The organism is Sphingomonas sp. Leaf17, assembly GCF_001421505.1.
Classification (GTDB): Bacteria; Pseudomonadota; Alphaproteobacteria; order Sphingomonadales; family Sphingomonadaceae; genus Sphingomonas.
Window position 1 is genome coordinate 300,322 of the sequence record NZ_LMKL01000005.1, and the last position, 19,577, is coordinate 319,898.

The window sequence follows — 19,577 nt, forward strand, 5'->3', positions numbered from 1 at the left end:
CGAGGGGGAAAAGCCATGCGCGAGATCAAGTCCGCGGCGATGATCGTCAATGCCAAATCGCGCCGTGGCCAGGCGCTGTTCAAGCGCGCCTGCGCCGCGATGGAGGGACTGCCCTACACCGTGGATGCCCATGCGGTCGAGGACCCCAGGCATCTGGAACGCACCGTCCGCCGCGCGCTGGCGAAGAAACCGGACCTCGTGATCCTTGGCGGTGGCGACGGGACCATCAGCGGCCTCGTCGACCTGCTGGTCGGCAAGGATGTGATCCTCGGCGTCCTGCCGCTTGGCACCGCGAACAGCTTTTGCCGCACGCTCGGCATCCCGATGGATGTCGACGGCGCGATCGACGTGCTGCGTACCGGCCGCCCGCGCCGGATCGACCTGGGCATGATCGACGACGATTATTACGCCAATTGCGCGGCGATGGGCATCTCGCCGCAGATCGCCAAGACCGTGCCGCACGGGCTGAAGAAGGTGCTGGGCCGGCTCGGCTATCTTGGCTGGGCGGCCTATCAGTTCATGCGCTTCCGCCCCTTCACGCTCATCATCGGCGAGGGCGAGACGCAGGAACGCCTGCGCGTGGTGGAGGTTCGCATCTCCAACGGTCCGTATCACGGCGGCACCGATCTGGTCGACGCCGCCGAAATCGATTCGGGCGAAATCGTGGTGCAGGCGGTGTGTGGCCATGTGAAGCGGCGGCTGGTCAAGAACTGGGTCGCCAGCGTCTTTCGCCACAAGTCCCGACATGAGGACACGCGCGATTTCCGCGGCAAGAGCATCCGCATCCAGACGATCCCGCCGCTCCCCATCTCGATCGACGGCGAGGTGCTGGCCAAGACGCCGGTGACCGCCCGCATCGCCGCCGGCATTATCGAGGTCATGGCCCCAATCGAAGGCCCGGTGTCGGCGGCCGACTGGGGGTAGGATTTCGGGGGTAGGCGTCAACCGACCGGCATCGGCTTGCCCGTCGGCTGCCCCTCGGCCATCGCCTGTTCGTGACATTCCGCTTGATCCGGCTTGGTCACCAGCGTCGATTTGCGCCAGTTGCCGAAGCGGTAATAGGCGATGGTCAGGATCATCGACGCAAACGACCCCGCCGGGAAACTCCACCAGATCGCGTCCGCACCCCAGCGCGGTTCCAGGGCATAGGCCATGCCGAACCGCACCGGGAACATCGCGGTCGCCAGGATCAGCAGCGGCGCGATCACCACTCCGTTCGCGCGCACCGTCGCCGACAGCACCATCGACACGCCGAACAGCACGAAGCTCCAGCCCGCGAGCAGGTTGATCCGCACGGCGATGTCGATCGACGCGGCGTCCTGCCCCAGGAACAGCCACAGGACATGGCGGTCGAGCAGGGTCAGGATCACGATCAGCGCGCCGGTCAGGCCAAGGTTCATGACCAGCCCGTCGCGCGTGATCCGGTCGACCCGGTCCCAGCGGCCGGCCCCGATATTCTGCGCCGCCATCGCGCTGACCGCCGCACCCACCGCCATCGCCGGCATCTGGACATAGGTCCATAGCTGGTTCGCAGCACCATAGGCGGCGGTGGTCGACGTGCCGTTGCGGTTGACCAGACCGATCATCGCCAAGGCCGACGTGGACACGACCAGCATCTGCAACCCCATCGGCAGCCCCTTGGTCACGATGGACTTCAGCAAGGTCGGGTCGGGCCGCAGATAGCTCATTTCAGGCCCGCGCAGCCGGATCGGCAGGTCGCGGGCATAGATGTACCAGACAAGTGCGCTCAGCGAGACGCCGTTGGCGACCAAAGTCGCCAGCGCCGACCCCTGGATTCCCAAGGCCGGGATCGGTCCGATCCCCCGGATGAACAGCGGGTTCAACACGACGTCGACCACCGACCCCAGCGCCATGAACTTCAGCGGCGTCAGCGAATCGCCCGTGCCGCGCAGCGCCATCGTAAGCAGCACGGTCAGGAACCCCGCCGGCATCGCGACGAAGATGACGCGCAGATAGGCCAGCGCCAGGGGATAGACCTCCGCCGGAGTGGACAACGCTGTCAGGATCGTCGGCGCGACGAACCACCCCACCACGACCGTCACTACCGAGATGATCGCGAACAGCCCGAAGGCGGTGCCCAGCACCCGCCGCACCGCGTCCATGTCCCGCCGGCCCATATTCTGGCCGATCAGGATCGTCGCGGCCATGCCGAAGCCGAAGACGGCGGCAATCAGCAGGAACATGATGATGTTGGCGTTGGTCGTCGCCGCCAGCGCACGCTCGCCCAGAAACTGGCCGATCCAGATCGCGTTGATCGACCCGTTCAGCGACTGCAGCACGCTCGACCCGAGCGTCGGCAGCGCGAACGCGAGCAGCGTCTTGCCGATCGGGCCGGTGGTCAGGTCACGCTGTCCGGGTCTGCTCGCCACGATAATTCCCCTCCCGCTTGCGGGAGGGGTCAGGGGAGGGCCTGATCCGACGCGCAAGGTATGTCCGGGAGGAAGCCCCTCCCCCAGCCCCTCCCGCAAGCGGGAGGGGAGTTACCCCAACCGCCCCAGCGCCGCGTGCAACCGCGCCGCCTCCGCCGACTTCTCGGCATGGTCGGCCTTGGCCTTTTCCACCGCCTCTGGCTTGGCCCGTTCGACGAAGCTCGCGTTCGACAGCCGCCCGCCCAGCGCATCGCGTTCCTTCTCGACCGCCGCAATCGCCTTGGTCAGCCGCGCGCGTTCGGCGTCGAGGTCGATCACGCCGTCCAGCGGCAGGACGAACGTCGCCTCGTCGACCACCACCTGCGCCGCACCAGCGCCGCCGGTCGCCTCGCCCTCCGCATGAGTCACGCGCGCCATCCGCGCCAGCACCGCCCCCTGCCGCGCGATCCGCGCCAGCGTGTCCGGCGACGCATCGCGCACATGCATCGGCAGGCGCGCGCCCGGGGGCACGTTCAGTTCGTTGCGCGCGGTCCGCACCTCGCCGACCAGCCGGATCAGCCAGTCGATCTCGCGGCTCGCCTCGGGGTCGATCGCGCGCGCATCGGCCATCGGCCACTGCGCGACGATCAGGTCATGCTCGCGGGGGCTGAGCGCGTGCCACAGTTCCTCGGTGATGAACGGCATGAACGGGTGCAGCAGGACGAGGATCTGGTCGAGCACCCAGCCGGCCACGGCCTTCGTCTCGTCATCCACCACGCCCTTTTGATCACCGACCATCGGCGGCTTGATGAGTTCGAGATACCAGTCGCAGAACCGGCTCCACACGAACTGATAGATCGCGTTGGCCGCGCCGTCGAACCGGTAATCGGCCAGCGCCAGGTCGACCGCCTGCACCGTCTGGATCGTCTCGGCGATGATCCATTTGTTGACGGCCAGCGTCGCCGTGGGTGCCTCCAGCGTGGTCGATCCGCCGATGCCGTTGGCCTGCGCGAAGCGGCTGGCGTTCCACAGCTTGGTCGCGAAGTTGCGATACCCCTCGACCCGCTTCTCATCCATCTTGATGTCGCGGCCCTGGCTCTCCATCGCCGCCATGAAGAAGCGCAGCGCGTCGGCCCCATAGGTGTCGATCAGGCCGAGCGGATCGACCGTGTTACCCTTCGACTTCGACATCTTCGAGCCGTCCGCCGCGCGGACCAGACCGTGCAGATACAGCGTCTTGAACGGCACATCGCCCATGAAGTGCAAACCCTGCATCATCATCCGCGCGTTCCAGAAGAACAGGATGTCGAAGCCGGAAATAAGCACGTCGTTAGGATAGCGACCGCCGAGTTGCGACGCGGGACGCCCCAACTGCCCGTTCGTTTCGAGCGCAGTCGAGAAACCGGCCCCGGGTACGGGCTTCTCGACGTCGCTCGAAGCGAACGGAGACTGGGAACCATCCCACCCAAGCGTGGCAAACGGCCACAAGGCACTGGAAAACCAGGTATCGAGAACGTCGGGATCGCGTGACAGCGCCACATCCGCGCCAGCTTGTGCCTGCGCTTCTGCCTCCGTCTCGGCTACGAACACTGATCCGTCATCGGCAAACCAAGCCGGAATCCGGTGCCCCCACCACAGTTGCCGCGACACGCACCAGGGCTGGATATTTTCCATCCAGTTGAAATACGTCTTCTCCCACGACTTCGGCACGATCTGCACCGCGCCCGATCGCACCGCCTCGATTGCCGGCTGGGCGAGCGTCTTGGCGTCGACATACCATTGGTCGGTCAGCCACGGCTCGATCACCACGCCCGAGCGGTCGCCATAGGGCGTCTGGATCGTACGCGGCTCGGCGTCGTGCTCCACGCCGTCCTTGTCGGTGTGCGGGATCAGGAACCCCTCGTCCTTCAACCGCGCGACCACCGCCGTGCGCGCCTCCGCTGTGGTCAGGCCCAGCAGCTCGGCCGGAACCAGACCATCCGCCGTCTGGACGATCCGCGCCTTCGGATCGAGCATGTTGAGCATGTCGCGCGCCTCGATACCCGCGCGCCGGCCGACCTCGAAATCGTTGAAGTCATGCCCCGGCGTGATCTTCACCGCGCCCGACCCGAGCGCCGGATCGGCATGTTCGTCTGGCACGATGTCAATCAGCCGCCCGGTGATCGGCAGGCGTACCTGCTTGCCGACCAGCGCGGTGTAACGCGCGTCCTCGGGGTTCACCGCGACCGCCATGTCAGCAAGCATCGTCTCGGGCCGCGTCGTCGCCACCTCGATGAAGCCGCTGCCGTCCGCCAGCGGATAACGCAGGTGCCAGAAGCTGCCCTTGATCTCGCGCGTCTCGACCTCAAGATCGCTGATCGCGGTGCCAAGGCCCGGATCCCAGTTCACGAGGCGCTTGTCGCGATACAGCAGGCCCTGCCGGTGCAGCTCGACGAACACCTTCAGGACGGCCTTGGAAAAGCCCTCGTCCATCGTGAAGCGTTCGTTGGCCCAGTCCATCGAACAGCCAAGGCGGCGCAGCTGGCGCGTGATCTCGCCGCCGCTCTCGGCCTTCCAGTCCCAGACCTTGTCGACGAATGCCTCGCGGCCAAGGTCGGTACGCTTCACGCCGTCCTTGGCCAGATTGCGCTCCACCACCATCTGCGTGGCGATGCCGGCATGGTCGGTGCCGACCACCCACAGCGCGTCCTTGCCCTTCAGCCGGGCGTGGCGGACCAATATGTCCTGCAACGTGTTGTCGAGCGCGTGGCCGATATGCAGGCTGCCCGTGACGTTGGGCGGCGGATTGACGATCGTCCACGGCTCGGCACCCGGGCGATCGGGGCGGAACAGGCCCTTTTCTTCCCAATGCTTGTACCAATGCGCCTCGATGGCGGCGGGGTCGAAGGTCTTGGACATCTCGCTCATGCCCCGCGCTGTAACGGGACGCGAGCGGCTAGGCCAGCCTCAGCGCTGCTGGCTGGAGATTCGCGCGATTTCCTTGGCCACCATTGCCTCGACCATGTCGGGCAGGTGCGAATCGAGCCATTCGGCCAGCATCGGGCGCAGAAGGTCGCGGACCAGCCCCTCCAGCGTGCCGTCGCTGCCCGGTTCGGGCTTCACCACCATGCGGGTCAGCGCATCGAGCGAGCCGCGCGTGGCGCTGGCGGCGCGGGTCGAGACTATGGGGTCGGGGTCCGGTTCAGCGGCGGCAGGTGCCGCAATTGGCGGCGGCGCGGGCGCGGCGGGTGCCTGCGCGCGCGGCTCCGGCGTCACCTTGGCAAAGACCGGGCGCTGCGGCACGGGTTCTGGCCGCGCCGGGGCCGGAATCGGATCGCTGAGTTCGAGAATCTCGTCCTCGTCGCCATCCTCGTCCAGCAGCCGCGACGGCGTACGCGCGCGCCGTGGCCGCGCGGGCGCGCCGCTTTCCTCCTCGGCGATGATCCGTTTGATCGACGAGAGGATTTCCTCCATCGACGGTTCGGCGCTGATATCCCCCATCACGTCTTCCACCCGTAGCTTACCGAACAGGTGCACCCCCGCGGTTCGGCGAGTCCGCACCTGTGGTTATCGCCGCGTTTCTGTCAACACTGCTGTCGAGCATCGGGTCGCTGGTCGGCCTGACGGCGGCGGTCTGTGCGCGACTGTTAGCGGTCGAGGTCGCCACTGGCGCCGGCTCGCCATCGCTGTCGAAATCATTGATGCGGTTGCGGACGCGGTCGTAATTGGCGACCGGATCGTACAGCGCACCGCCGTCCAGCCCCAGGTTCCGCGCCTCGGCCCGGCCCATTGCCGCCAGCAGCGCGAAGCCCGCGACATAGGCGTCGCGGCGCGCGGTCACCAACGTGACCTGACTGTTCAGCAATTCCTGCTCGGCATTCAGGATGTCGAGGATGGTGCGCGTGCCGACGCTGTTTTCAGCGCGGACGCCCTCCAGCGACAATTTGTTGGCGTTGACCGCGATTTCGGACGACGCGATCACCTGCTCCGCCGACCGCCAGACGGCATAGGCGGAGCGCGCCTGCGCGATCACGCCGCGTTCGGCCAGCGTCACCTGCTCGATCGCGCGCGACTGCAACGCCTCGGCCTGCCGCACCTGCGCCGCGGGGCGCCCACCCTGGAACAGCGGCACCGACAGCTGCAGCCCGGCCTGCGCCGCCGTGCCCGACAGGGGGATCCCGCCGACCAGACTGCCCGCCGCGCCCAGCGAATTGAGATAGTTGTAATAGCTGCCGCCCGCGACCGCGCTCAGCCGCGGCAGGCGGGTGGCACGCGCGACACCGACATCATACCGGCTTGCGTCGCGCTCCTTGGCGGCGGCCAGCAACGCCGGATTGTTCTGCAGCGCGACCGCGACCACCGTGTCGGACGCTGCCGGCAGATTGGGCAGCACCGGCGGTTCGACCAGCGACTGCGGTTCGTCGCCGACCACGCGGATGTAGTTTTCGCGGCTGGAAATCAGCTGCGCCTGTGCCGACTGCAATTGCGCGCGGGCGAGCGCCAGCCGCGCTTCGGACTGGGCGACGTCGGTGCGGGTCAGGTCGCCGACCTGGAACCGGTCCGAACTGGCGCGCAGGTTGACGTCCAGCACCCGGACATTCTGCGTGTTCAGACCGACGATCGCCTCGTCGCGGATGACGTCCATATACGCCGCGACGACGTTGGTGAACAGGTCCGCCTCGGTACTGCGCAGCGTGGCGCGACCGCCCTCGACCCGGGTACGGGCGGCCGCGATCTGGTTCTTCACGCCGCCGCCCTGGTACAGCGGGATCGACAACTGGGTGTTGGCCGTGGCCTGTCGCGCCGGATTGAAGACGCTGTTGCCGGCGACCACGAGATTTTCGGTGAACGCCCCGTTGGCCGTCAGCGCCGGCAGGCTCGACGCGCGCGCGATCGGCACATTCTCGTCCGTCGCGCGGAGCGTCGCGCGCTGGGCGGTGAGCGTCGGATTGGTGGTATACGCCTTGACCATCGCCTCGCGCAGCGTCTCGGCAGTGGCCGGCGCGACCAGCGCAAGGCCGGCCACCCCGGCCAGAAACACAGCAACAGGTCGGGTCAGGGCGTTGGTCATGGTCGCTTTCAGAAGGTGAAGCTGCGGGGCAGCGCAAAGCCGGGAAGGCCGACGCAATCGACATCGGCGAACGGCGTCAGCGCGAAGCCGCCCGCCGTCCGCGTACCCTGTGCCAGCCGCGTGATGCCGCGATCGACCAGACCGGTCAGCACGCGGCCGCCGACCGCCACCTGGGCGACCAGCGCGTCGGGCAGATGCTCGACCGCGCCGTCGACCAGCAATAGGTCATAGGGTGCGTCGGCGGCGTGACCCGCCTCCAGCGCGCCCTCAACGACCGTGACGTTGGCATAACCCGCCAGCGCCTCGCGGGCGTGCGCCGCCAGCGCCGCGTCGCTTTCGACCGCGACGACGCGCGCCACCAGGCCGGACAGCAAGGCAGCGGTATAGCCACCCGCCGCCCCGATCAGCAGCACCCGGTCGGTGCCGGTCAGATACGCCTCGGTCAGCAGCTTGCCGGTCGCCATCGGGACATTGGCATGGCGACCATTGCCGATCGGCAGGGCGGTGTCGCGATAGGCGATCGCCGCCGCCTCACCCGGCACGAACCGCTCGCGCGGGACGGTCGCCATCGCCGCGACGACGCGCGGATCGTTGACCGCCGTCGTCCGCAACTGGCTCGCCACCATCGCGTGACGCATCGTGTCGAAACCGGTCTGTGCGCTCGTCATCGTCATAGCCTCGCCTCTGTGCCACGGCTGTCTTAGCCGCACAATACACTAAATCACTGTCGCGCTTGTATCGCGCGCGCGGCATCAGGCCAAGCCCGACGGAGGGGCGCACAGGCCGACCGGACGCACTATTCGCAAGACATGTGGTTGACATGCCACGTCCCCCACGGCATCAGCCGCCGCCTGCAACGCGTTGAGGCCCGATGGCGGAGTGGTGACGTAGAGGACTGCAAATCCTCGCACCCGGGTTCGATTCCCGGTCGGGCCTCCAATTCTACAGCGGCAGCGCGGTCGTGGACTTGATCTCCTGCATCGCAAACGACGACGACACGTCGTGCAGGTCCGCGACCTTGGTCAGCTTGCGATAGATGCGGTCGTAATCGGCGATGTCGCGCGCGACGATCTTCAGCAGATAGTCGATTTCGCCGCTCATGCGATAAAACTCCACCACCTCGGGTATCGCCGATACGCCGGCCGAAAAATCGTCAAGCCACGCATCGCTGTGCCGCGCGGTCTTGATCGCCACGATCACCGTCACCCCCAGCCCCAGCCGGTCGCGGCTCAGGATCGCCACCCGGCGCTCGATCACGCCGTCACGCTCCAGCCGCTTGATCCGTTTCCAGCACGGCGTCGTCGACAGCCCGACCGCCTCGGCAATGTCCGCGACCGACCGATTCGCGTCGACCTGCAACATGGCGAGGATGCGCCGATCGACGGGATCGAGAACAATATTCTCCATATGCACGCTCCGGCAGCAACAACTGCCTCCTTCATGCCGCCGGCCTGCAAAACTTGGAACCAATTTCTTGGGCAGGCCAGCTATGATCGTGTCGTCGCAATGAAGGACCGATAATGATCGAGCGGTATTTTCTGGCCCATCCCCGCACCGTCGACGAGGGCTATGTCGCGCATATGGGCCATTCACTGTTCTTCGCGCGGCACCTGCTGACCGCCGGCTGCGCCGCGCTGGTCCACGCCTTCGTGCCCGCGCTGTTCGAGCGGACCGGCAGCACGCGAATCGTCATGCTGCACGACCGGATGGTGACCAATCGCCGCCGGATCGCTGCCAATGAAGCGCCGGCCGGCCTGACCTGGGTTATCTGACGGCGCGATCGCGCGGCAGGATTTAGTCCAGCAACCGCACCAAAGCCTCGACCAGCGGCACATCGGCCGGCGGCATCGGCAGGTGGTGCAATGCCTCGGGCCGCTCCCATCGCAGCGCGCTGGCCTCCAGCGGCTGCGGCACCCCCTGCCACCCATCGACGCGGTACAGCAGCAGGACCAGGTGACGCGCGCCGAGTCCGTGGCTGGCAAAGGCGATCGGCCGCAGATCCCCGATCGCCACGACGATGCCCAGTTCCTCGGCCAGTTCGCGGACCAGAGCCGCCTCCGGCGTCTCGCCCGGCTCGATCTTCCCGCCCGGAAATTCCCAAAGACCGCCCAATGATTTGCCCGCCGGCCGCTGTTGCACCAGCACCCGGCCACCCGCATCGTTCAGCGCGGCGGCGACAACCGGCAACAGGTACGGAATCGACATTCGGCAGCGGCCCTTTGATGGTTCGTTAAGCAATACGGGTTAAACCAGCCTCATGAAGTCGCGGCTGCTCCCCTCGCGCGCCGTACAGCGCCTTGTCCGCTTTGCCCGCGATCGCCGGGCCGCGACCGCGATCGAATATGGCCTCATCGTCAGTCTGGTCGTGATCGCGATGATCGGTGCCTTCACGCAGGTTGCCGACGTCACCACCGCGCTGTGGGGCAACATCAGCACCAAGGTGTCGAAGACGAACTGATCGACGGCGCTTCGACATTGTTCCCGGCTCTTAAACATTTCTCAATGTCCACCGTCTACCTCCAGTTGCGTCGACCCGGTCATGCCGGTTCGACCGGGTGACTGAAGCTTTTGCAACCATGGAGACCGGTATGAAGACGATCCGCAAGTTTTTCGGCGACAAGAAGGGCGCAACCGCAATCGAGTACGGCCTGATCGCCGCGCTGATCGCCGTTGCCGCCATTGCCGCCATGCAGGGCCTGGGCAACCAGCTGACCAAGACGTTCAACAACGTCTCGACGAACATGAAGGCTGGCTGAGTTTTTCTGCTCGGACAACGGAACGGGGCGGCAAACCAGGTTTGCCGCCCCTTTTCGTATTGGCCGATGACGCGACGGCCTAAAGCCGCCCCATCGCCAGAAACTTCTCGCGCCGCTCGCGCCGCAGCGCCTTGGGGTCCAGCGCGACCAGACTTCCCAGCGCCCCCTCGATCGCATCGCCCAGCGAACTGATCGCCACGCCTGGGTCACGATGCGCGCCACCGACCGGTTCGGGCACGATGGTGTCGATGACACCGAACGTTTTCAGATCCTGCGCGGTCACCCGCATCGCCTCGGCCGCATCGGGCGCCTTGTCCGACGTGCGCCACAGGATCGACGCGCACCCCTCGGGCGAAATCACCGAATAGACCGCGTGCTCGAACATCAGCACCCGGTTGCCCGCGGCCAGCGCCACCGCGCCACCCGATCCGCCCTCGCCGACGATCACCGACACGACCGGCACGTCGGCCTCAAGACAGGCAGCCGTCGACCGGGCGATCGCCTCGGCCTGGCCGCGCTCCTCGGCCTGGATACCGGGGAACGCACCCGACGTGTCGACCAGTGTCACGATCGGCAGGCCGAACCGCGCCGCCAGCTCGACCAGCCGGATCGCCTTGCGATATCCCTCGGGCTTGCCCATGCCGAAATTGTGGCGCAGCCGGCTGGCGGTGTCGTTGCCCTTTTCATGGCCGATCACCATCACCCGCCGTCCGCGGAACATCGCGAAGCCGCCGATGATCGCCTGATCGTCGGCAAAGGCGCGGTCGCCGGCGAGCGGCACGAACTCGTCGAACAGGCCGGCGACATAATCCTTGAAATGCGGGCGTTCGGGGTGGCGCGCGACCTGTGTCTTCTGCCACGGCGTCAGCCGGGCGAAGGTATCGCGCAACAGCTTGTCGGACTTGGCCTGCAACCGGCCGATCTCCGCGTCGATATCGACCGTGCCATCGGCCGCCGTCGTGCGCAGTTCGTCGATCCGGCCCTGAAGCTCGGCGATCGGTTTCTCGAAGTCGAGGAAGCTTGCCATCATCTCTTTCGTCTTGGGGTAGCCGCTCGCGCCCTTCTATCGACGCCCCGCGGAAAGGCCAGCCCCGCGAGGGTCGACCACAAAGCGCGGCGCGTTAGGCCGGCGGCCGGCGCGCGTCAATCTCGGCCAGCGGATGACGCATATTGACCAGCTCGACCAGCCGCCCGGCATCGACATGGGTGTAGATCTCGGTCGTCGCGATATCGGCATGGCCCAGCATCATCTGCAACGCGCGCAGGTCCGCGCCGCCTTCCAGCAGATGCGTCGCGAACGCATGGCGCAGGACGTGCGGGCTGACCCGGTCGGGCGGGATGCCGGCATCGGCGGCCAGCGCCTTGACCAGCTGATACAGGCGGATGCGCGACAGATGCCCCTTTCCCCCCTGCTCCCTGCCGGACGGGAACAGCCACGCGCGATCGGCCGGCACATGCACCCGCCACGCCGCCACCGCCATCCGCGCCCGGTCGGAAATCGGCACCAGCCGCTCGCGCCCGCCCTTGCCCTTCAGGATCAGGAACGGCCGGTCCGCCGCCAGCGCCGCGCGCGGCAGTCCGACGAGTTCGCTGGCGCGCAGGCCCGACCCGTACAGCAGCTCGACCAGCGCCGACAGACGCAGGTCGGCCGGGGCGACCGGCTTGGCCGCGACCCGCTCGGCGATGCGGGCGAACAGCCGGTCGACATCGCCGTGCGACAGGATTTTCGGCAGGGGTCGCCGGATACCCGGACGTGGCAGCGCCTGCCCCACATCGTCGGTACGGTAGCCGTCATCCACCAGAAAGCCGTAGAACCGCCGGAGCGCCGCCGCCTTGCGCGACACGGTCGAGCGCGCCAGCGCAGACCAGCCCCCGGCCAGCCGCTGAACGCCGTCGGTATCGGCCACCGCCAGCGCGCCGCCGGCCGCAACCGATGCCAGCATCAGGTCGCTGCGATACGCTGCGATGGTGTTGGCCGCCGCGCCCGCCTCCGCCGCCAGCATGTCGAGAAACCGGTCGATCAGCACGCGGTCGCTCGGCACGCCGTCGGTGGGAGGTGTCACGCCCGCGCGATCGCCTCGGCCGCGATCATCCGCGCCTCGCCCTCCAGCCCGACCATCCGCAGCGCGGCGACGATCCGGTACAGCGACGCCGGCGGCACCCCACGCCAGTCACGCGCCTGCATGCCGACCGCCGCCAGCAAGGCGACCGTGCCCGGCTGCGAATCGCGCGCGGCCTGCGCTATGGCCCGCGTCCACGGCGTCTCGGTGCCGATCTTCACGTCCAGCATCTCGGCCGCGCGCTGCATGTCGTCGGTCGACATCCGCCCGAGGCCGGCAAGGCCGGCGAACAGGAACTGCTGCTTCAGCGCGGCATTGCCGGTGCCCGCATAGCCGGCGAGCTGGCGATACGACACGCGCTGCCGCAGGTCGGGATCGGCGAGCATCAGCATCGCCCAGCCATCGCCGCCTTCGCTGACCGACGATGCCCAGCGCGACGCTGTCCGGTCCAGCCCGGCCGACAGCATCGACGCGACCAGCCAGTCGGCATCGGCGCGATCACCTGCCGGCGGCACCCGCACCGCCGCCCGCGCGGTCAGCACCAGCCGGGCATAGTCCGGCCGTCCCGTTCCCCAGAGCTGGCGGATCGCCGACAACCGCGCATCGACGTTCCGGTCGGTATAGGCGGTCCGCAGATCCTGCGCGACGCCACTGGCGACCGCGCTCGATTCGTCGTCGTCCGCCACCGCGCCGTACGCATCGACCAGCGCCGCGCTGGACAACACACCCTGCGCCGCCGCCGCTTCCGCCGATGCCAGCCGTTCGCCCAGCGCCACCGACGGCGACAGGGCGTACCAGTAGCGCGCCTGCCGCCCGACCGTGTCGAACAGCGCGGTCGGGATCGACACACCGGTCGCGGTCGCCAGGCCGAACCGCCAGACGTTCAGCGAATCGACGCCGTCCCACTCAATCGTTACCGCCTGCCCGCCCTGCGCGCCGGCCCCGACGACTTTCCGCGCGAGCAGCAGATCGATGCCGCTCGCCACCTTGCGCCGTCCCGCGGTCTTGATGAGCGCATTGGCGCGCGCCTGTTCACCCGCCAGCGCCGCGCACATCGCCTGCGCCATCGTCCAGGCCCGCTCGCCCGTCGCGCGCGCACCACCATCGGCCAGCGGACACAGACCCCCCGGATCACCCGTCGCCAGCAGCGCGTTCATCGCTACCTGATACAGTTTCGGCGTATAATTGCCCGTGTCGACACCCTGCACCACCGCCCGCGCGGATGATGATTCGCCCATCCGCAGCAGCAGCCACGCACGCTCGGCCGCGAAGTCCGCGCCGTTGACGTCGCCCGGTGTCGCCAGCCGCGCCACCAGCGCCCGTCGCAGCAGGATCGACGCCCAGCGCGACGGCAGCGGCGCATCGAGCCGCCGCATCAGCGTTTCCAGATATCGCCCGTCCGCCTCGCCGAAAGCGTCGCCCTCCAGCGCGCCCTCCCGCATACCCGCCGGACCGACGCGCGCCAGTGACCGCCGGGCAAAGGCCGGCAGCTCATATTCAGCCAGTGCCGCCGGATCGACCGCCACGGGCGTCGGGGTGGCGGCCGGTGTCGGCGTGGCCCCGGGCATCGGCAGGGGCTGCACCACCGCCGTTCCCGCCGACGGCGCAGGGGTCACCGGCGCTGTCGTGCCGGTCCGGGGCGATGGTGACGGCGCGGGGGCCGGTGTCGGTGTCGACGGATCGCCGAACCCGGGCGGCAGGATCGATTCCGGCCGGTCCTGCCCCAGCGCCGGCCAGCCGAGCGCCGCCGCCAGTAGCAGCGCGGTGCCGCCGCCGAGCGCGAGCCGCTTAGTTCGAGAGGTTCGCAAGCGGCACGACCTTCTCGACCTGGGTCTGCGGTTGCTCGGTCGCGCGCCCGGCGAGCAGGAACAGCCCCCCGACGACCACGACCAGAATGACGATGAGCGATACGGTCAGGCGGGACATGCGACAAAACCCTGTACGAAAAACGAATACGCGTTTGCGCGCCGAACCTTTTGCCGTCGCGCGCCGTCGCTGTATAGCCCGCCACGCGATGATGCAAAGCCACACCCTTCCCGCGGCGATAACGCCTGAGACATGGACCGGCCGGCCGATCGTGCTCGTCGGGTTGATGGGTGTCGGCAAATCGACCGTGGGCCGTCGCCTGGCCGCGCGACTGAAACTGCCGTTCGCCGATGCCGATCACGAGATCGAGGCGGCGGCCGGCATGCCGATCACCGAAATCTTCGCGACCTATGGCGAGGCGTATTTCCGCGACGGCGAACGCCGCGTCATCGCCCGGCTGATCGACGGCACGCCCAAGGTCATCGCCACTGGCGGCGGCGCGTTCATCAACGACGACACCCGCGCGCTGATTCTTGCCGACGCGGTATCCGTCTGGCTGCGCGCGCATCCCGACATTCTGGTCGAGCGGGTCCGCCGCCGCGACAACCGCCCGCTGTTGCAGGGGCGCGACGCGGGCGCGGTCCTGCGCGAACTCGCCCGCGTCCGCGATCCCGTCTACGCGCTGGCGCAACATCATGTGACGAGCCGCAAAGGCCCGCACGACCTCACCGTCTCCTCGATCCTGGAAGCCATCGGCCGATGAAGACCGTCACCGTCGATCTCGGCGCGCGCAGCTATCCCATCCATATCGCGACCGGGCTGCTGGCCGGCGCGGCTGAGTATCTCGCGCCGCTCGCGCGCGGTCGGATGATGGCGATCGTCACCGACCGGAATTGCGTCGTTCACCTCGCGACGCTGCAAGCCGCACTGACCACCGCCGGCGTCACGAGCGAGGCGATCGTCCTGCCGCCGGGCGAGGGCACCAAGAGCTGGGCCAGCCTTGCCACCCTCACCGACCGGCTGCTCGACCTTGGCATCGAGCGCGGCGACCATGTCGTGGCGCTTGGCGGCGGCGTGATCGGCGATCTGGTCGGCTTTGCCACCGCGATCCTCAAGCGTGGCTGCGGTTTCGTGCAGATCCCGACCACGCTGCTGGCGCAGGTCGATTCGTCGGTCGGCGGCAAGACCGCGATCAACACCCCCGCCGGCAAGAATCTGGTCGGCGCGTTTCACCAGCCGCGCCTTGTCCTGATCGACCCGCAGGTGCTCGACACGCTGCCACCGCGCGAAGTCCGCGCCGGCTATGCCGAGGTCGTCAAATACGGGCTGATCGACGATGCCGACTTTTTCGACTGGTGCGAGGCCCACGGCCCGGCGCTGCTGGCGGGCGATCCCGACGCGCGGACATATGCCATCACCCATGCCGTCGCGGCGAAGGCGCGGATCGTCGCCGCCGACGAGCACGAAACCAACGGCACCCGCGCGTTGCTGAACCTCGGCCACACCTTCGGCCACGCGCTGGAGGCCGAAACCGGCTTCTCGCAGGCGCTGATCCACGGTGAGGGCGTTGCCGCCGGCTGCGCGCTCGCCTTCGCCTATTCCGCCGCGAAAGCGCTTTGTCCACAGGCTGATGCCGACCGGGTCGCCGCCCACTGGCGCGCCTGCGGCCTGCCCGACGGGCTTGCCGCCGCCGGCATCACCGCCAGCGGCACGACATTGGTCGACCACATGCGCCACGACAAGAAAATGGCCGCCGGAACCCTGCCCTTCCTGCTCGCGCGCGGGATTGGACGGACCTATCTCGACAAGACCGTCGATCTCGCCGACGTCGCCGCCTTCCTCGACCGGCAACCCCGGCCGGACGCGCGCTGATGCCCAACGGCGTCAGCAAGGCCAACCTGCCGACCAAGATGTGCCCCGCCTGCAATCGTCCGTTTACCTGGCGCAAGAAATGGGCGCGCGACTGGGACAGCGTCGTCTATTGCTCGGACGCCTGCCGCAAGAAGCGATAGGCGATCAGCCGCGCAAACCCGTCCACGCCAGCCACAGCCACCCGCCAATCAGCAACGCACCGCCGATCGGCGTCACCGCGCCCAGCCAGCGCGGCGCACCCAGCGCCATCGCATAGAGCGTACCCGCAAACACCGCCGCGCCGACCACGAAGATCCAGCCCGGTCCTCGCGCATCCATCCGCAACGCGACGATCGCCGCGACCGCATGGATCAGCTGATAGTGCCCCCCGGTCTTCAGCCAGTCCGCCGCGACACCACTCGCGCCATGCGCGCCGAACGCCCCGGCCCCGACCGCAACCGCCCCGGACACCGCCGCCAGCATGAGCAACAGGTTCATCGTCCGATCCCCAAAACCATCAGGACACGCGGCAGGCTTTCCCAGGCCAATGCCGCCGCCACGCACACCGCGCCCACACTGACAACCAGCACCGCGCCGGCCAGCATGTCCTTCAACACCTTCACCTCGGGGTGGATGCCCGGATGCAGCAGGTCCGCCATCGTTTCCACTGCGCCGTTTATCAGTTCCAGCGCCATCACCAGACACACGGCAATCGCAATGATTGCCCACCACACCGGCGCGGGTTGCAGGACAATCAGCGCCACCAGCACAAGACCAGCGGCACCGATATGGGTGCGGAAACTTCGCTCTCGTCGCCATCCCGCGCACAGGCCCGCGACAGCGAAGCCCAGTCGCTCTGCCAGAGGCCGGTTCTTCACCGCCCCGTCATCCACATTCCGGCTGGCCCGGCGGGGTGTTGTGCCGGGTAATGATCTTGGCGATGCCGGCGCGCAGGTCGCCGGTTTCGGTCTGCTGGGTCAGCCGTTCCTGATCGCGCGCACGATATTCGTTTTCGCTCCGGTCGATCTGCTCGCCGTCGACATCGACCGCGACCATCGCCATCCGCGCCATGCACACCGCCGATTCCAGCACCTCGCGCACGGTGCCCGCCACCGGGGCGCCGCGCATCTTCATCACGCTGCGCCGGTCATAGGCGCGGACGAACACCTGCGCGTCGGGGAAGGCCTGTGCCACCGAATGAAGCAGGTCGGCGTCGATCACGTCCCCGTCGATGCAGAACAGCAGCAGCTGCACCTCGGCCGCGCCCGCCTGTCGCAACAGGTCCAGGCGGGTGCCGTCGCCATAATAGACTTTCGATCCGAACGATCCCGCCGTCTCGATCATCTCGGGATCCTTGTCGACCAGCGACACCGAAATCCCCTGCGCAATCATCATCTGCGCGACCGTCTGGCCGAACCGGCCATACCCGATGACCAGCGCGCTGGCCCCGTCGGCGCGCGGCTCGGCCAGCCCCGCGCCATCGCGCACCGGTTCGGTCCGCAGCCGGCGCGTCATCATCATCAGGAACGGCGTCGTCGCCATCGACAGCGTGACGATCGCCCCGAACAGGCTGGCCGCCTCCGGTTCGATCAGCAGCGCGTTCTGCGCCTGCGCGAACAGCACGAAACCGAACTCGCCGCCCTGGCTGAGCAACAGGCCCATCGCCAGCGCCTGCCGCCAGGTCATCCTGAACAGCAGGCCGATGCCGAAGATGATCGCCGCCTTGGTCGCCACCAGCACCGCCGCCATGCCGACCACGAACAGCGGCCGCTCGGCGATCGCGGTCAGGTTCAGCATCATGCCGACCGCCAGGAAGAACAGGCCGAGCAGGATCGAGCGAAACGGCTCGACATCGGCCTCCAGCTCGTGCCGGTACGGGCTGTCGGCCAGCATCACGCCGGCGACGAACGCCCCCAGCGCGGTCGACAGGCCCAGCGCCTCCATCAGCGCGGCGCTGGCGATGACCGTGAACAGCCCGGCGAACACGAACATCTCGCGCTCGCCCAGCACGCCGATCAGCCGGAACATCGGCCGCAGCAGGAACCGGCCGGCAAAAATCAGCCCGCCGACCGCCAGCACGGTGTAGACCGCCAGCAACCAGCCCGGCGGCGCGCCGGCGGGCGCCGGCGCACGGCTGAGCGCGGCGATGATGGTGATGAGCGGGACGATCGACAGATCCTGGAACAGCAGGATCGAAAAGGTCCGCTCGCCGAACGGCGTCCGCATCCGCCCCGCCGATTGCAGCATCGGCAGAACCTGCGCGGTCGACGACAGCGCCAGCGGCAGGCCAAGCGCAAGCGCGGCGGCGGGCGAGAACTGCGCCAGCCCCCACACCAGCACCGACACCGCGATGCCGCACAACACGACCTGCATCAGCCCGAGGCCGAAGATATCGCGCTTCAGCTGCCACAGCCGCGACGGGCTGAGTTCGAGGCCGACGAGGAACAGCAGCAGCGTGATGCCAAGCTCGGCGATGCCCAGCTTGGTTTCCGCGCCACCGACCAGCCCCAACACCTGTGGCCCGACGATCGCACCCGCAACCAGATAGCCCAGCGTCGCACCCAGCCCCAGCCGCCGGAACAGCAGGACGAAGACCAGCGCGAAGCCCAGCATGAGGACGCCGTCGCGCAGCAGCGACGCCGATTCATGCATGCGCGGTGTCCTTGGCAACGGCCGCTTCCGCGGCGTCCGCCGCCGCCTCGAACGCCAGCCGGATCGAGGCATGACGCGCGGTGTAGGTCAGCGCGGGCGCGAACACGTCCAGCCCCGGCCACCCCGGCGCCGCGCCATCACCCGCCAGCCAGCGGGTCAGGTCGTCGCGTGCGGCGGCGATCTCGGCCGGGGTCCGCCCGACGACATGGGTCGCCAGCAACGCCGACGACGCCTGGCCCAGCGCACAGGCGCGGACCAGCATTCCCACCGCGCGTACCCGACCCTCGTCGTCGATATCGACGTCGACCGTCACCCGGCTGCCGCAGATCGGCGAGCGGCGCTCGGCGCTGCCCATCGGGGTTTCAAGCCTTTCGTGATGCGGGATCGACGCGGCCAGCCGCAGGATTTCGGCATTGTAGAGGGGGGCGTTCACCGTGCGACCTCGCTGTCGTTGGAGGGTGTGGCGACTGGCGGTGCACCCGTCCGGCCGAAGACCGGCAGGCCGCGTCGTCGCCGGTCGACGAAATCGGCGATGCTCGCGCTGGTCGCATTCAAAAGCGGATAGGTCCGCGACGTCCGCATCCATTCCGGCCGGTGCGCCGCGCCGCCGCCCAGCGTGTCGAACACCAGGGTCGCCAGCAGGAAGGCGAGACTCGCCATGATAAGCCCCTTGAGCGCGCCGAAGCCGAAGCCCAGCGCCCGGTCGACCGGTCCCAGCACCGACGTCCGCGTCCGCGCGCCCACCGCGCGTGCGACCAGCCGCCCGAGAATCCAGGTTCCGCCGGCCAGCACCACGAACGCCAGCATCGCAGCACCCGACACCGTACCGACCACACCGACCAGCGCCTTGGCGAACGCGGTGTGAAAGAACTTCACCGCCATCACCACGCCGCCCCATGCGAACAGCGACAGGACCTCGGTCACGAACCCGCGCGACAGGCCGAGCAGCGCCGATCCAGCGACACAGATCAATACGGCAATGTCGAGTGCGGTCAGGGCCATCGCGTGTCGTTCGTTTCCATGCAGGGATCGG

General features: G+C 68.2%; 23 protein-coding genes and 1 tRNA gene. 8 read left to right on the top strand and 16 right to left on the bottom strand.

Going from position 1 to position 19,577, the window contains the following annotated elements; all coding sequences use genetic code 11:
- The first annotated feature begins 15 nt into the window (after positions 1-15).
- Complete coding sequence (locus ASE75_RS08350; protein WP_055931773.1) at positions 16-924, top strand: diacylglycerol/lipid kinase family protein; 909 nt, start codon at positions 16-18, stop codon at positions 922-924.
- Positions 925-941: 17 nt separating this feature from the next.
- Here ASE75_RS08350 and ASE75_RS08355 read toward each other — a convergent pair whose 3' ends face one another.
- From ASE75_RS08355 to ASE75_RS08375, 5 genes are all read right to left on the bottom strand, one after another.
- Positions 942-2,390, bottom strand: a complete 1,449-nt coding sequence (locus ASE75_RS08355) for an MATE family efflux transporter (protein WP_055931776.1) — start codon at positions 2,388-2,390, stop codon at positions 942-944.
- A gap of 111 nt (positions 2,391-2,501) precedes the next feature.
- On the bottom strand, positions 2,502-5,276 hold the full coding sequence (locus ASE75_RS08360; RefSeq protein WP_055931779.1) for a valine--tRNA ligase: 2,775 nt from the start codon (positions 5,274-5,276) through the stop codon (positions 2,502-2,504).
- Between the two features lie 39 nt (positions 5,277-5,315).
- Positions 5,316-5,849 carry a DUF2497 domain-containing protein gene (locus ASE75_RS08365; RefSeq protein WP_200922329.1) on the bottom strand — a complete coding sequence of 178 codons (534 nt, stop codon included), beginning with the start codon at positions 5,847-5,849 and terminating at the stop codon, positions 5,316-5,318.
- Positions 5,850-5,868: 19 nt separating this feature from the next.
- Positions 5,869-7,419 (bottom strand): TolC family outer membrane protein, encoded by a 1,551-nt coding sequence (locus tag ASE75_RS08370; protein WP_055931782.1) that lies wholly within the window; start codon positions 7,417-7,419, stop codon positions 5,869-5,871.
- An 8-nt stretch (positions 7,420-7,427) separates the two neighbouring features.
- Positions 7,428-8,093: a protein-L-isoaspartate O-methyltransferase family protein gene (locus ASE75_RS08375; RefSeq protein WP_055931785.1), complete on the bottom strand. Its 666-nt coding sequence runs from the start codon at positions 8,091-8,093 to the stop codon at positions 7,428-7,430.
- 191 nt (positions 8,094-8,284) lie between these two features.
- Between ASE75_RS08375 and ASE75_RS08380 the strand changes: the two genes are divergently transcribed.
- Positions 8,285-8,358 (top strand) — tRNA-Cys (locus ASE75_RS08380).
- A 3-nt stretch (positions 8,359-8,361) separates the two neighbouring features.
- Here the strand turns inward: ASE75_RS08380 and ASE75_RS08385 are convergent.
- Entirely contained in the window at positions 8,362-8,826 is a 465-nt protein-coding gene (locus ASE75_RS08385; RefSeq protein WP_055931788.1) for an Lrp/AsnC family transcriptional regulator, read from the bottom strand.
- A gap of 113 nt (positions 8,827-8,939) precedes the next feature.
- On the opposite strand from ASE75_RS08385, the gene ASE75_RS08390 reads away from it, so the two are divergent.
- Complete coding sequence (locus ASE75_RS08390) at positions 8,940-9,191, top strand: DUF6356 family protein (RefSeq protein ID WP_055931794.1); 252 nt, start codon at positions 8,940-8,942, stop codon at positions 9,189-9,191.
- A gap of 22 nt (positions 9,192-9,213) precedes the next feature.
- On the opposite strand, the gene ASE75_RS08395 is transcribed toward ASE75_RS08390, so the two are convergent.
- The gene (locus ASE75_RS08395; protein WP_055931797.1) at positions 9,214-9,624 is read right to left on the bottom strand and encodes a (deoxy)nucleoside triphosphate pyrophosphohydrolase; all 411 of its coding nucleotides are present in this window, start codon (positions 9,622-9,624) and stop codon (positions 9,214-9,216) included.
- A 52-nt stretch (positions 9,625-9,676) separates the two neighbouring features.
- Between ASE75_RS08395 and ASE75_RS08400 the strand changes: the two genes are divergently transcribed.
- Positions 9,677-9,877 (top strand): Flp family type IVb pilin, encoded by a 201-nt coding sequence (locus ASE75_RS08400; RefSeq protein WP_055931799.1) that lies wholly within the window; start codon positions 9,677-9,679, stop codon positions 9,875-9,877.
- Positions 9,878-10,007: 130 nt separating this feature from the next.
- On the top strand, positions 10,008-10,175 hold the full coding sequence (locus ASE75_RS08405) for a Flp family type IVb pilin (protein WP_055932225.1): 168 nt from the start codon (positions 10,008-10,010) through the stop codon (positions 10,173-10,175).
- A gap of 79 nt (positions 10,176-10,254) precedes the next feature.
- On the opposite strand, the gene ASE75_RS08410 is transcribed toward ASE75_RS08405, so the two are convergent.
- The 4 genes from ASE75_RS08410 to ASE75_RS15740 all read right to left on the bottom strand — a co-directional run bounded on the left by ASE75_RS08410 (position 10,255) and on the right by ASE75_RS15740 (position 14,161).
- The gene (locus ASE75_RS08410) at positions 10,255-11,202 is read right to left on the bottom strand and encodes an acetyl-CoA carboxylase carboxyltransferase subunit alpha (RefSeq protein WP_055932227.1); all 948 of its coding nucleotides are present in this window, start codon (positions 11,200-11,202) and stop codon (positions 10,255-10,257) included.
- Between the two features lie 94 nt (positions 11,203-11,296).
- The gene (locus tag ASE75_RS08415; RefSeq protein ID WP_055931802.1) at positions 11,297-12,217 is read right to left on the bottom strand and encodes a tyrosine-type recombinase/integrase; all 921 of its coding nucleotides are present in this window, start codon (positions 12,215-12,217) and stop codon (positions 11,297-11,299) included.
- 17 nt (positions 12,218-12,234) lie between these two features.
- A complete protein-coding gene (locus ASE75_RS08420) occupies positions 12,235-14,043 on the bottom strand; it encodes a hypothetical protein (protein WP_055931805.1) in 1,809 nt (602 codons plus the stop codon).
- Positions 14,024-14,161, bottom strand: a complete 138-nt coding sequence (locus tag ASE75_RS15740) for a hypothetical protein (protein WP_200922330.1) — start codon at positions 14,159-14,161, stop codon at positions 14,024-14,026. Before ASE75_RS15740 ends, ASE75_RS08420 begins: the two co-directional genes overlap by 20 nt.
- 88 nt (positions 14,162-14,249) lie before the next feature.
- Between ASE75_RS15740 and ASE75_RS08425 the strand changes: the two genes are divergently transcribed.
- Genes ASE75_RS08425 through ASE75_RS15105 form a run of 3 tightly spaced genes read left to right on the top strand, consistent with a single transcriptional unit; the run spans position 14,250 to position 16,053 of the window.
- Positions 14,250-14,804 carry a shikimate kinase gene (locus ASE75_RS08425; protein WP_055931808.1) on the top strand — a complete coding sequence of 185 codons (555 nt, stop codon included), beginning with the start codon at positions 14,250-14,252 and terminating at the stop codon, positions 14,802-14,804.
- Positions 14,801-15,913, top strand: coding sequence for a 3-dehydroquinate synthase (aroB, locus tag ASE75_RS08430; RefSeq protein ID WP_055931811.1), 1,113 nt, complete (start codon positions 14,801-14,803; stop codon positions 15,911-15,913). Before ASE75_RS08425 ends, aroB begins: the two co-directional genes overlap by 4 nt.
- Entirely contained in the window at positions 15,913-16,053 is a 141-nt protein-coding gene (locus tag ASE75_RS15105; protein ID WP_082463867.1) for a DUF2256 domain-containing protein, read from the top strand. Before aroB ends, ASE75_RS15105 begins: the two co-directional genes overlap by 1 nt.
- Positions 16,054-16,057: 4 nt before the next feature.
- On the opposite strand, the gene ASE75_RS08435 is transcribed toward ASE75_RS15105, so the two are convergent.
- From ASE75_RS08435 to ASE75_RS08455, 5 genes are read right to left on the bottom strand one after another with little or no spacing between them, the layout of a single operon-like run.
- Positions 16,058-16,390, bottom strand: coding sequence for a DUF423 domain-containing protein (locus ASE75_RS08435; protein ID WP_055931814.1), 333 nt, complete (start codon positions 16,388-16,390; stop codon positions 16,058-16,060).
- Positions 16,387-16,785 (bottom strand): diacylglycerol kinase, encoded by a 399-nt coding sequence (locus ASE75_RS08440; RefSeq protein ID WP_235512564.1) that lies wholly within the window; start codon positions 16,783-16,785, stop codon positions 16,387-16,389. Before ASE75_RS08440 ends, ASE75_RS08435 begins: the two co-directional genes overlap by 4 nt.
- A complete protein-coding gene (locus tag ASE75_RS08445) occupies positions 16,778-18,544 on the bottom strand; it encodes a cation:proton antiporter domain-containing protein (RefSeq protein ID WP_055931817.1) in 1,767 nt (588 codons plus the stop codon). The genes ASE75_RS08440 and ASE75_RS08445 overlap by 8 nt, the downstream gene beginning before the upstream one ends.
- Positions 18,537-18,977: an iron-sulfur cluster assembly scaffold protein gene (locus tag ASE75_RS08450; RefSeq protein WP_055931819.1), complete on the bottom strand. Its 441-nt coding sequence runs from the start codon at positions 18,975-18,977 to the stop codon at positions 18,537-18,539. The genes ASE75_RS08445 and ASE75_RS08450 overlap by 8 nt, the downstream gene beginning before the upstream one ends.
- The gene (locus tag ASE75_RS08455; RefSeq protein WP_055931821.1) at positions 18,974-19,546 is read right to left on the bottom strand and encodes a CvpA family protein; all 573 of its coding nucleotides are present in this window, start codon (positions 19,544-19,546) and stop codon (positions 18,974-18,976) included. The genes ASE75_RS08450 and ASE75_RS08455 overlap by 4 nt, the downstream gene beginning before the upstream one ends.
- Between the last annotated feature and the right edge of the window lie 31 nt (positions 19,547-19,577).